A 12,097-nucleotide genomic window follows, 5' to 3' on the forward strand; every position below is an offset into this window, starting at 1 on the left:
CGGTAGAGCGTCGACGGAGAAATAAAGTGAAACAAGCAAGGACAAATCCAAATACGCCGCCGCGCTGGTTGGAGCTCGCCCTCTTTGCACTGGTTGCAGTGCTGTTGATCTGCTCCAACTGGACGCTTATCGATCGCGTCAATTTTGAAATGGGCGACTTGGCCGCCAACAGCGTGCTGATCCAGGACGCGAAATCGTTCCATCTGTTTACGGGCAACTATTCCCGCACAGGCATGAATCATCCCGGGCCTGCCATTCTGGATGCGTTGGCGCTGGGAGAGGTCATTTTCTATGACTTGCTGCACGTCGTCCCTTCCGCCTTTTCCGGGCAATTGGTTGCGGTAGCGCTGTACAACGCGTTCTGGATCACCCTGCTGTATCGCCTGCTTTACCGAGGCAGCCAGTCGATCGCCGGGGCAGCCATCGGGCTCGCCACCTTCCTGATCATCACCGCGCTGAACGATCGCCAGTTTTTCAACGGCATCTGGTTTCCGCACCTTTACTACTTCCCGTTCGCCGTCTTTATTTTTGCAACGGTGCGCTTGATCGATGGGTGCACCGACTCACTATTTTCCTTCGCCTTGAGCTTGGGCTTTGTCACCAACGGCCATGTATCTTTTGTGGCCATCACCGCTATCATCCTGCTGCTCGCCATCGGATTTAACTATCTGCTTTACGCCAAGGCGGATGCGGACAGATTGATTCTCAGCAAAGCCTTCTTTATCAAGCACGGCCGTGTAATCGCTTTGTCGGCGGGCTTGGCGCTCTCCTTCTTCGTTCCGCTGCTTATCGAAACAGTTATCGATTATCCGGGCCCGGTAAGCGATTACATAGCCTTCAGTGGCGGTCACCAGCCCAATAGCGTGGCCAGTGCGCTCAAGTACATCGCCCAGTATTGGGGTGGACTGCCTCCCATGTTGTTTGCTGCTCTCGTGCTGGCCTTCCTATGGGCCTGGCGCCCGGCCGATGCGGTGGCTTTGCCGTATCGCGCGGCAATAGCCACGGTGATCAGTGCCACCTTGGCTGCGTTGTTCTACGCCAAGGAGGGCATTGATCTGTTGCAATATATCTATATCGGCCTGTTCTATTACGCCGTTCCCGGGTTGCTTGCAGCGTTCGTGGCTGCATTGGCCTACGGCCTGTCCAAGGCGAAGTACAAAGCCATACTGGCACTGCTTGCCGCGGCGGCAAGCATGCTCATCATGTACAAAGTGTCTGCACTGCCCATAGGGTACGCCCGGACATATCACGACAACAGCGTGCCGACCCTTTACGCGAAGTTGAAGGCGGAAGAAAAGAACGGCCCATTGGTCTTGAACCTCTCCATGGGTGATGACTGGGGACCCGTCTGGACCCATATCTCTGGCTTGCAGGCCTATACCAAGCGGGCCGGCGACAAGCTGTTCTGCATCAACAAAGGTTGGAACATCCTGTTCACCAAAGCCGCCCGCTGCACGCTGGAAGAGTTGGCCCGAGATCATTCCACGCTCGCCGTGATGAAGACGCCGACGACCCCGCCGCAGGATCTCAAATTCGTCGCGACGAGCATGGGCATATCGTTCTATCAAACGGAAGTCCGAAGCATCGCCGACAAAGGCATGGTGCCTGTTCTCGCCAACCGCCCGCTGTATGACGGCACCATCTTGACCGCTGGCTGGTCAGCGACCGAGACTGACATGGTATGGTCCGAGGGCAAGAAAGCCACCTTGCTCATCCCGGTCAACCCGGGTTTCTCCGGTAATATATTGCTGGACCTCTCAGCGTTTCTACCGAATCCGCAATATAAGCAATCCATTACCGTCACGTCCGCCGACGCCAACGGCCTCGCGTTTCAATTCAACGCTGAAGACAGCCGCAAGATCATAGCCATCCCGGTCAAGAACGCAGGCAACAACGGGGTGGCAATCGAGATCAGCATCGCCACGCCCATCTCGCCCAAAGTCGCAGGCCTATCCGACGACCCCAGGATGCTGGGCGTGTCGCTATATGGCATCGAAGCACGGAGCAACTGATTTGAGCACGGCACAAAAAATCGTTCTCCCCGGCGGCGCAGGCCTGGTCGGCCAGAATCTTGTCGCCCGGCTCAAGGACAGGGGCTACCGCAACATCGTGGTGCTCGACAAACATCACGATAATCTGGCGGTGCTCAAGCGCATCCAGCCGGATATCGTCGCCGAATACGCCGATCTTGCCGAACCCGGCGAGTGGCAGCGGCACATCGCAGACGCCGATGTGGTGGTGATGCTGCAGGCGCAGATCGGCGGCAACTACTACCAGGAGTTTGAGCGCAACAATCTCGACTCCACCCGCAACGTGCTGGCCGCCATGGACGGACAGCACCGTCCTTACCTGGTTCACATCAGCTCTTCGGTGGTCGAATCCGTGGCGGACGACTTTTACACCAATACCAAGAAAGCGCAGGAACAGATCGTTCTCGACAGCGGCATTCCGTGCCCGATACTGCGCCCCACCCTGATGTTCGGCTGGTTCGACCGCAAACACTTGGGCTGGCTGTCCCGCTTTATGCAAAAGGTGCCGGTATTCCCGATCCCGGGGCATGGCCGCTATATGCGCCAGCCGCTCTATGTCGGCGACTTCTGCAACGTGATCATCAGCTGCATCGAAAATCGCGCGCAGTCGGGCATCTTCAATATTTCCGGCCATGAAAAAGTCGACTACATCGACATCATCCGCCAGATCAAGAAAGCCACTTCGGCCAAAGCCATCATCGTCAAGATCCCCTATCCGATTTTCAAGGTTCTGCTTTGGGTGTGGGCGCTTTTCGACAAGAACCCACCGTTTACCGTCCAGCAACTCGCGGCCCTGATCGCCAAAGACGAGTTCGAAGTCATCGACTGGCCCGGCATCTTCGGCGTCAAATCGACGCCATTCGCAGCGGCGGTCGAGGAGACATTCAATGATCCTCGCTATAGCCAAGTGACATTGGAGTTTTGAGCATGACGCAGCGCATTGCCGTATTGGGCGCCGGACCGATGGGACTTGCAGTGGCCTACGAACTGGCCCGCTCCGGTCACCAGCCGGTGGTGTTCGAGGCCGACGATCGCGTGGGCGGCATGACCGCGCCATTCGATTTCGCAGGCCTGACCATCGAGCGCTACTACCATTTCCATTGCATTTCCGATCATGCCTTTCTCAAGGTCCTGGACGAACTCGGCTTGAATGACCGCATGCATTGGACGGAAACCAAGATGGGCTACTGGTATCGCGGCATCTTGCAGCCGTGGGGGAATCCGCTTGCGCTATTGAAGTTCCGCGGCTTGGGCCTCACCGCAAAAGTCCGTTATGGTCTGCACGCCTTCCTTGCCACCAAGCGCAAGAACTGGAAGCCGCTGGACAACGTTGAAGCTACCGGCTGGATCAAACGCTGGGTTGGCGCAGAAGCCTATGAAGTACTTTGGCGCCGCCTTTTCGATTACAAATTTTACGACTACGCCTCGCACCTCTCCGCAGCCTGGATATGGAGCCGCATTCGTCGCATCGGCCGCTCGCGCTACAGCTTGTTCCGCGAAAAGCTCGGCTATCTGGATGGCGGATCCGACACGCTGTTGCAAGCGCTGCGTGTGGATATCGAAAAACACGGCGGCAAGATTCATTTGAAATCCCCTGTCGGCAAGGTGGTGATCGAGGACGGCAAGGTCCGCGGTGTGGAAGTGGCAGGCCAGTTGCAGGAATTCGACAAGGTCATCAGCACCGCGCCGCTACCCTACGTGCCCCGGCTCATGCCCGATCTTCCGCCGGACATCCTCGCCAAATTTTCGTCGATCAAGAACGTGGCGGTGGTGTGCGTCATCGTCAAGCTGCGACGCCAGCTCACCGAGAACTTCTGGCTCAATACCAACGATCCGGACATGGACATACCGGGCCTGGTCGAATACACCAACCTGCGCCCGCTGGACCAGCATATTGTCTATGTTCCCTTCTACATGCCTGGCGAGCATCCCAAGTTTGCGGAGCCCGATCAGGTGTTTCTGGACAAAGTCCGGCGCTATCTCAAGAAAATCAATCCGTCGCTGCAGGATGAGGATTTCATCGATCTGCGCGCCAGTCGCTATCGCTATGCCCAGCCGGTGTGTGGGCCGAATTTCCTCGCTCAGCTGCCGCCTGCAAAATTGCCGATCGACGGTTTGTGGGTAGCCGATACGTCCTATTACTACCCGGAAGATCGCGGGATCTCCGAAAGTATCGACTTCGGTCGGGCCATGGCACGGGATGCCGTGGCGTGATCAAGCAGTTTATGTCGCGCCAGTTCCTTGGCTTCCTGCTGACCGGCGGCATCGCTGCCGCCATCAACTTCGGCAGCCGCATTCTCTATAACCGCTATATGGATTTTTCGAACGCGGTGATCCTGGCGTATATCACCGGCATGATCACAGCGTTTATCCTGGCAAGGCTGTTCGTGTTCCGGCAGACACAGCAGCCACTCCATCGTTCTGCGCTGTTCTTCACCCTGGTCAACGTGGCAGCGGCCGCGCAGACCTGGCTGATCAGCATGGGCTTGTTCTACTACGTGCTGCCGGCGCTGGGCGTGGTGTCGTACAGCAAGGATATCGCCCACGCCATCGGCGTTGCCACGCCGGTGGTCACCAGCTATCTCGGCCACAAGCGCTGGTCGTTTCGGGAATGACCTCGGCGTCCTGTTGAACTTACCAGCCACGGCGATTCAATCGAGAACCCATCCACATCGTCATGTCGCGATGCTCTTGCGAACATCGCAACCCGATCAGGCGTTCTTCCGCTCAAACAACTGCAACGGCTTCAGCATGTCATTTATGTCGATGTCGCCGACCGCGCCCCAGGAGCTAAGCAGCCTGGAAAAATGACGCCCAGCATCGACGACCGGCATGGCTATAACAGCCAGCGTGCCCATATCGATGATCTGCTCGGCGTAGTTGCGCACGGTAAAGGTAGCCAACGCCCAATCCTGGCTGCTCTTTCCCAGTCCGCGCCGCAGTTCGCCATCAGCGACCAGCCGTTCCAACGCGCCGATAAGGCTGCTGATTTCGTTGAACGGGTCGACCTTGAGCACGCAGTCATCCGGCAATCCGCTGTAAAAGCCGGTGTCGGTAACGATCACTGCCTTGCCGTGAATCATCGCCTCGACCGCAGAGCCCGAGGCAGCTTCCAGGCTCGGCCAGCGCAGGCAGCAAAGCACATCCGCCTCGTCCAGCTTCTGATGCAGCGCCGCGGTATCCACTTCGCCATAAATGCAAAGGCGCACGCCAACACTTCTGGCCAGCGAAGCCAGCTCATACGCCACGCGCGGCTGGATCGGACCGACCAGCTTGTAACTGACACGCCCGCGCAACAGCGGGCTCAAGCCAATGGCGCGGATAACGCTATCGACGCGCTTATTGGCGTTGACATAGCCAATGGTAAGCACTTCCACCAGGTCGTCGGCGGGAACTCGACCGTGTTCGTTCCTGTCTTGCGGCATCTGGCCAAAATAGGCCAAGGGCACCACTTTGACCGGACCGGCGCAGCCCTGCTCCACTCGGGAAACGCCCCATTCGCTGTGTGTAATCACGCCCGAAGCCATCGCGCAGACCCATTCCGTCATCGGCATGGATGCACGCGTTTCCTCGATGAATGTCGCGCGTTCCGATGCCGCGAAGAATGACGCCGGAGCATCCGGCCCGTACCAGCGCTCCAGTGCCTCGCGTGCGGCCGGTGCGTTTTCCTGCGCCCAATCCCGGAACAAATTGGCCACGTAGAAATCATGCAGGCAGACAACGCCCCGCACTCGTGCCAGCCAAGCCAGGCAACCCCGGTGGAACGGGAAGTTGTCGCCGATTTGATAAACCACCAAGTCGGCATCTTTCAGCAGGTCATACACCGCGTCTTCATCGGTCCAGCGAACCGGGACCACGCCAAAATCGCTGGGGCGCTCGGCGAAAAAACTCTCGTCTTCGCTTCGCACCACCGAAACACGGTGGCCGGCTTGAATCAGATCCTTCGCGACACAGCTCACCATGCGGGCAATGGCGGAAGCTCGTTCAAGCACCGGCGTAAATAGCACGATATTCATTGCAGCAAAGTCTCCACGGTCTGCGCCCAGTTAACACCCAAGCTGGAACACAGCTCGCGTCCTGCTTCGCCGAAGCCCTTGGTCCTATCCTGCTGACGCCAGATGGACGACATCGCTTCTCCCAATGCCGACGCTTCCGGGGCAACCACCCGGCCAGTCTGCTGCTCCCTCGCAAATCTGAGCACGCCGCCGCTGTCGTTTGTGCTGATCAGCGCCTTGCCGGCGATGGCCGCCTCCATGGCAACGTAGCCGTGCTCTTCGTCATAGGGCAAATAAGCGACCGCCCGCGCACCGTTGACGTAATCCGCATAGCGCTTGCGCGGCAGAAAACCGAAATCGAGATGGACGCGGTCCTGCAGGCCAAGCCGCTCCACCAGCTCACGCAGGCGCTCGCCGTCTTGCGGTGTATCAGGCGGCCCGCCGACCACCAGCTTCACATCGCTGTCGGTGTGCTGCAGAGCCTCGATCAGCAGATGCTGGCGCTTCATACCATTGATACGGCCACCGGCAAAAATGTAATCACCGCTCGCACCCCCGGTAAACAACTCCGGATCGTTTACGGGCGGGATAAGCACAGAGGAATCGAACCCGTTATAACGAGCCAGCCGCTCCTTGGTCACCTCCGAAATGCAGAAGATGCGCCGGCTTTCCTGGAACGTCTCGTTGTCGGCGTTGCGGATCAGGTCGCGTATCGCCTGTCCATCAGGACGATCCACAAGATCGCTTTGCCCGGCGTCATACAGATCGTAAGCCTGGCGGTACTGATGAATGACCCACAAGGTCTTATGCGGATGGCGAATCAAATAGGCCGGAAACTTGAGCGCAATGACCCGGTCCGCATTGAACAATTCCAACGCACGCGCCAACAGCATCTGCGACGGGATGCGCGACGACGGATTCCATTGAAAAGGAACGCGCAGCACTTCCGATTCGTGTCCGGCCTTGATCAGGTTTCGTTGCAGGTGAAGAGCCAGCTCTTCGGCCCCACCCCAGACAAAGGGCGCCATATTGTTGACAACGAGAACCTTCACGCCAATAACCTCTTCACTACGTGATCCCAGGAAATGCCGAGTTCGGCCAAGCGCTTGTTGGCCTCGATCCCCATCAGGCGAACTTGTTCGCGTTCCCTGTAGAGTCGATCCATGGCCACGGCCACGGCGCGCGGATCCGGATCCGCGATCAGGCCATTGACCCCTTCCTTGACGAATTCCAGCACTCCGCCGGAATCGCTGGTCGTCAGGATCGCCTTGCTGGCGTGGCTGGCCTCGAGGGTGGGATATCCATAGGAATCTTCATCCACCGGAACATAAGCGGCAGCCAGGCAGTCCGCCAATATCTCGACTTTCTCTTCTTCGCTGATCCAGCGGTCTTCCAGTATCACGCGATCCGCCACGCCATCGGCCTGGATAATTCCACGCAGATGATCCGGATAGGCAGAGCTGTAGCTGCTGCCGCACAGCCGCAGGCGAACCGGCGTGGTGGTGTGCTTCATCGCTTCGACCAGCAGGTGCTGTCGCTTGTGATGCTCCAGGCGACTGACGTAGACGATCTCGTCGTTGAAACTGCGGCAATGGAAGCGCTCGGAATCGATCACCGGCGGATACAGAACTTCGCTATCGATGTTGTTGTACTTGATCAGGCGATCGGAGACCACCCGCGAATTGGTGTAGATATGCTTCGCTTCGGCCAGCGCCGCGTTGTCCGCGGCAAACAGCGCCTTGCGGATGCCCTTGTGATACATGTCTTCCGGAAAATGGCGATATTCGCTGTCCCAAAGATCATAGAAAGACCGTATATGATGGATAAACCATACGACCTTGTTGGGATGCGAAATCAGGTGCGACTGCGGCCGAAAGCAGATGACGCGGTCGGCGCTGCTCAGATCCACCCAGCGGAAGGCCATCATCTGCTGGAACAGCAGGTCGGGAGCGTCGTATTCCGGCAGGTAAACGATCTCGACCTCGTGCCCCTCTTTCTTGAGGGCCACGCTCAGCCAGTCGACAATGTGCCGGGCCCCGCCGTTGACGAACGGGGCCATGGTGGAAAACAGAGCAATACGCATGATTCAGGCGAGCGCAGCGGCGAGGCTGTCGGCAATTCGGTTGACGTCTTCGCGAGTCAGATCCTGGTGCGTCGGCAAATTGATGCCACGCTGCGACCACTCGTCGGCGACCGGGTAAGTGCTCGGTTCAAGATAAGGAGGCATGACGTGCATCGGATAAAACACCGGGCGCGTTTCGATGCCCTGCTCGTCGAGATGCCTCATGACCGCATCGCGCCGCTCGCCGTCGCCTTCGCGCAGGAAGATGTTGTACATCCAATAGACTTCCTTGGCCCAGTCCTTCTTCACCGGCAATACGATCTTGCCCTCGAGGCCCGCAAGGGCTTCGTTGTACCAGCCGGCCAGGCGCTCGCGCTCCGCCAGCGCGTTATCGACGTTTTCCATCTGCGCGAGGCCAATCGCCGCCTGGATGTTGGTCATGCGGTAGTTGTAGCCGATCACCGGGAACCAGTAGCGGCGCTGCGGGTCCATGCCCTGGCCGCGGAACAGGCGCAGCTTGGCCGCCAGCTCGTCGTCGTTGGTCGTGATCATGCCGCCTTCGCCGGTGGTCACGATCTTGTTGCCGAAGAAACTGAAAGTGGCGCAGGTTCCCAAGCCGCCGACACGCCGGCCGCGAACTTCCGCACCGTGCGCTTCGGCGGCGTCCTCCAGCACCCACAAGCCGTGACGGGCGGCAATCTCGTTTATCGCGTCCATATCGGCCGGATGGCCGTATAGATGGACCGGAATGATTCCGCGCGTCTTGGGCGTGATCTTCGCTTCAATCGCAGCAGGATCGATATTCATCGTATCGGCGCATACGTCGACGAGCACCGGCTTGGCAAAGCAGTAGCGCACTGCGTTGGCCGTTGCAATGTAGGTTACCGTCGGCACGATCACTTCGTCATCGGGCTGCAAGCCCATCGCCACCAGCGCCAGATGCAGCGCGGTAGTGCCGTTGTTGGCGGCAATCGCGTGTCGCACGCCGCAGAATTCGGCGAATTTCTGCTCGAAGGCGGTAATGTATTTGCCGTTGGAGGATATCCAGTTGGTATCCAGGCAATCGAGCACATAGTTACGCTCATTGCCGGCAAGCTTGGGTTGCGCCACTGAAATACGTTTCATGCTGTTCCTTCACACAGTCTTAATGACTTTCGCCGGCACGCCTACTGCAGTGCTGCGCGCGGGAATATCGGAAATTACGACGCCGCCTGCTCCAACTGTAACACCGCCACCAATTGACACTTCGGGAATAACTTTGCTACCGATGCCGAGAAAACTGCCTGCACCAACGCTTACGTTGCCGGCCAATGCAGACTGCGGCGCGATATGAACAGCCTGCCCGATTCGGCAATCGTGATCGATCGTCGCGCCGGTATTGATAATCGCCAAATCTTCGATGACCGCTTCGGCGTTGATCACCGCTCCGGCCATGACGGCAATGCCGTTGCCTAGTTTCGCGCTGCGCGAAATTTCGGCGCGGGGGCTGATCGCATTCACCAGGCGATAGCCCAGGCCCGTGGCCTTGGCAGCCAGACGCATGCGCAGCGCATTGGAGCCGATGGCGATGAATACCTCTTCGTATCCCTGATCGCGCAGCTGCACCAGCTGTTCGTCGCCGATGATGATCGGTATGCCTGCACAGGTCGACACGTCAGACGCATCATTCCCGATGCAATAGGCCACCTCTCGCCCCATCGACAACAGCAGCTCGACACAGACTTTTGCGTGTCCTCCTGCTCCCAGCACTACGACGCCCTTATCCATATCTTGCTCCCCAGCTCCGAGGTGTTCTGTCGCCCTGTGCCTTCACATCCTCGGCGCTCACCATCACTCGCCATTCCCGAGGCAACCCTTGCGTAATCAAACCCTGCGACTACTGATCCAGAAAATGACGTGAGTTCGCGCGTGCAAACAGGAGATTCGTGGAGTAAACCAGCTGAAGCTCTTCCAGCGAGCACTGCTCCAGCACGCCCGTCACATCGTTGACCACCCGCCAGGCGAAGCCCAACGCCATAAAAGCGGCGATCCAGTCGGATGCGTTATGTCCCACCGCCTGCAAATGGGAGGGGCCAAATTCAACGATCAAGGCGATATCCGGATTGTTCTGGATGGTTTGCGTGGCGGTAGCCAGCACCTCCAGCTCCGCGCCCTCTACATCGATCTTGATCAGTGCCACCTTGCCGCGATTGCCCACAACATCGTCGACTTTGACCAGAGGAACCTCGACGCTGCTCTGATCCTCACCGGATCCGATGATGTGCTTGAACAAGGAATGGTGACCGCTCACGCGCCCCAAATAGAGCGCCCGGGAACCGGACTGCGTGGAGACAGCGGCCTGGTGAATTTCAATCGTGTCCGCAAATCCGTTAAGCAGCGCCGATTTGCTCAATAGGCGAGCGCTGTCGGGAAAAGGTTCAAAGGCAATAATCTTGCCCTTGCCCTGCATGCTCCGGGCTGCGGCAATCGTATGGACGCCTATATTGGCGCCTACATCGACAAAGATGTCGCCGGGCTTGAGCAGGCGCTGGATCAGCAGCCTGGTGCCTCGCTCCAGATCGCCCATGTCGATCAGTGCAGTAAGTACCGCCGGATCCTTGGCGCCCTGGCACATGATATAGCCGGCCTCGGTTTTTACGAGTACGTCGCCACCGCCGCAGTTCACCGCAAATCGACGCGCCGAGACATTGGCAAGCGTTTCCAGTCGCTGCAATTGCTCGGCCAATTGCGCCAGCTGCGCCGTCGGCAAACGCGCCTCTTCGTTGATGGCGCGGCGGATATTTCTTTCCAGAAAATCCTTCGTAAATTGCAGTTCCTGCAACAGCTCCAGCGCATACTTCGATTGTTCGCGCTGTGCTTCCGACAATTCGATCCTGAGAACATCCAGTCCCCAGGTCAGGTCGGTCATTCTCTTTTCCAGCGCCGCCAGCCGCACAGACTGGCCATCGAAGTACTGCACGCGAAGGCCATCGACGAAAAACGCGCGCACCCTGTGTGCCACCGGCCGAACAAACGGCCGGCATAACCTGTACACAACCACCGCGATCTTGCGCAGGACTGATTTCACCGCCTGCCTGAAGCTCGAACCTGCACGGCCCGCTCCTGCATGCGCATCGCTTTCGGGCGGCTGGCTGGCCGCTTGCGCAACGCCGTCTTCAAGGCCCTGCGCTGGCTGCTCGGGTACGCGTCGCTCCTCGGCTCGCGGCGCGAACACGGCCTTGAGGTCGACTCCCGTGCGATGCTCTTTATTCATGCGCTCCACCGAAATAGGCACCAAGCGTTTCTTTGGGCGGTCCGTCCATGCGGACCTGGCCGTGTTCAAGCCAGATAACCCGATTGCAGGTATTTTCGATCAGCGTGCGCGAATGGCTGGCGAGCACCAGGATATGCGTCGACTGGACGATCTCCGACATCCGCGTCTCGGCCTTGTGCTTGAAGTTCTCGTCGCCCACCGACAGCCACTCGTCCATAAGCAGGATTTCCGGCCGCAATATCGTGGACACGGAGAACGCCAGGCGCAGATGCATACCGGTGGAATACGTTCTCACCGGCATGTCGATAAAGTCGCCGAGTTCGGCAAACGCAATGATCTCGTCCAGGCGCCGCGTCACCTCACCACGCTTGAGGCCGAGCAAGCCACCGCGCAGATAGATATTTTCGCGCCCCGTAGCCTCGCCATTGATGCCCAGGGAAATATCCAGCAGCGAACCTACCTCACCTTCGATTTTCGCCTGCCCGGTCGACGGCTCATAGACGCCGCTGAGCAGCCGGAGCAAGGTGCTCTTGCCCGCGCCGTTGTGGCCGACCAGACCGACGCGATCGCCGTTACGGAAGGTGAAAGTCAGATTTTCCAGCGCGCGTACGACCACGCGGCCTTGCTCGTCGGCACCCAACTGCCCACCCGTCGCCGCACGCATCAAGCTCTTCTTCAACGAGCGGCCGCTGGCGTTGTAGATGGGAAAATCAACGCTGACGTCATGAAATTCTACGATTGCCATGCTTCAGCTCCG

Annotated in this window: 11 protein-coding genes; 4 read left to right on the forward strand and 7 right to left on the reverse strand. The window is 58.6% G+C overall.

Translation table 11 applies throughout. From position 1 onward, the window contains the following. Positions 1 to 26 precede the first annotated feature (26 nt). Genes IGX34_RS02230 through IGX34_RS02245 form a run of 4 tightly spaced genes read left to right on the forward strand, consistent with a single transcriptional unit; the run spans position 27 to position 4,645 of the window. A complete protein-coding gene (locus tag IGX34_RS02230) occupies positions 27 to 2,012 on the forward strand; it encodes a hypothetical protein (protein WP_192554026.1) in 1,986 nt (661 codons plus the stop codon). Further along, a complete protein-coding gene (locus tag IGX34_RS02235; RefSeq protein WP_192554027.1) occupies positions 1,987 to 2,955 on the forward strand; it encodes an NAD-dependent epimerase/dehydratase family protein in 969 nt (322 codons plus the stop codon). Before IGX34_RS02230 ends, IGX34_RS02235 begins: the two co-directional genes overlap by 26 nt. A 2-nt stretch (positions 2,956 to 2,957) precedes the next feature. Then, positions 2,958 to 4,244, forward strand: coding sequence for an NAD(P)/FAD-dependent oxidoreductase (locus IGX34_RS02240; RefSeq protein WP_192554028.1), 1,287 nt, complete (start codon positions 2,958 to 2,960; stop codon positions 4,242 to 4,244). Continuing rightward, positions 4,241 to 4,645 carry a GtrA family protein gene (locus IGX34_RS02245; RefSeq protein ID WP_192554029.1) on the forward strand — a complete coding sequence of 135 codons (405 nt, stop codon included), beginning with the start codon at positions 4,241 to 4,243 and terminating at the stop codon, positions 4,643 to 4,645. Before IGX34_RS02240 ends, IGX34_RS02245 begins: the two co-directional genes overlap by 4 nt. 96 nt (positions 4,646 to 4,741) lie before the next feature. Here the strand turns inward: IGX34_RS02245 and IGX34_RS02250 are convergent, their stop codons facing one another. The 7 genes from IGX34_RS02250 to IGX34_RS02280 form a co-directional block, all read right to left on the reverse strand. Next, positions 4,742 to 6,046, reverse strand: a complete 1,305-nt coding sequence (locus IGX34_RS02250) for a glycosyltransferase family 4 protein (protein WP_192554030.1) — start codon at positions 6,044 to 6,046, stop codon at positions 4,742 to 4,744. After that, the gene (locus IGX34_RS02255) at positions 6,043 to 7,077 is read right to left on the reverse strand and encodes a glycosyltransferase (protein ID WP_192554031.1); all 1,035 of its coding nucleotides are present in this window, start codon (positions 7,075 to 7,077) and stop codon (positions 6,043 to 6,045) included. The genes IGX34_RS02250 and IGX34_RS02255 overlap by 4 nt, the downstream gene beginning before the upstream one ends. Then, the gene (locus IGX34_RS02260; protein ID WP_192554032.1) at positions 7,074 to 8,108 is read right to left on the reverse strand and encodes a glycosyltransferase family 4 protein; all 1,035 of its coding nucleotides are present in this window, start codon (positions 8,106 to 8,108) and stop codon (positions 7,074 to 7,076) included. Before IGX34_RS02260 ends, IGX34_RS02255 begins: the two co-directional genes overlap by 4 nt. Before the next feature lie 3 nt (positions 8,109 to 8,111). Next, a complete protein-coding gene (locus tag IGX34_RS02265; protein WP_192554033.1) occupies positions 8,112 to 9,212 on the reverse strand; it encodes a DegT/DnrJ/EryC1/StrS family aminotransferase in 1,101 nt (366 codons plus the stop codon). A gap of 9 nt (positions 9,213 to 9,221) precedes the next feature. Next, the gene (locus IGX34_RS02270) at positions 9,222 to 9,854 is read right to left on the reverse strand and encodes a NeuD/PglB/VioB family sugar acetyltransferase (protein WP_192554034.1); all 633 of its coding nucleotides are present in this window, start codon (positions 9,852 to 9,854) and stop codon (positions 9,222 to 9,224) included. A 109-nt stretch (positions 9,855 to 9,963) separates the two neighbouring features. Then, entirely contained in the window at positions 9,964 to 11,340 is a 1,377-nt protein-coding gene (locus IGX34_RS02275) for an FkbM family methyltransferase (protein ID WP_192554035.1), read from the reverse strand. Further along, entirely contained in the window at positions 11,333 to 12,085 is a 753-nt protein-coding gene (locus IGX34_RS02280; protein WP_192554036.1) for an ABC transporter ATP-binding protein, read from the reverse strand. The genes IGX34_RS02275 and IGX34_RS02280 overlap by 8 nt, the downstream gene beginning before the upstream one ends. Between the last annotated feature and the right edge of the window lie 12 nt (positions 12,086 to 12,097).

This window comes from Dyella acidiphila, assembly GCF_014863405.1.
Taxonomy (GTDB): domain Bacteria; phylum Pseudomonadota; class Gammaproteobacteria; order Xanthomonadales; family Rhodanobacteraceae; genus Dyella_B; species Dyella_B acidiphila.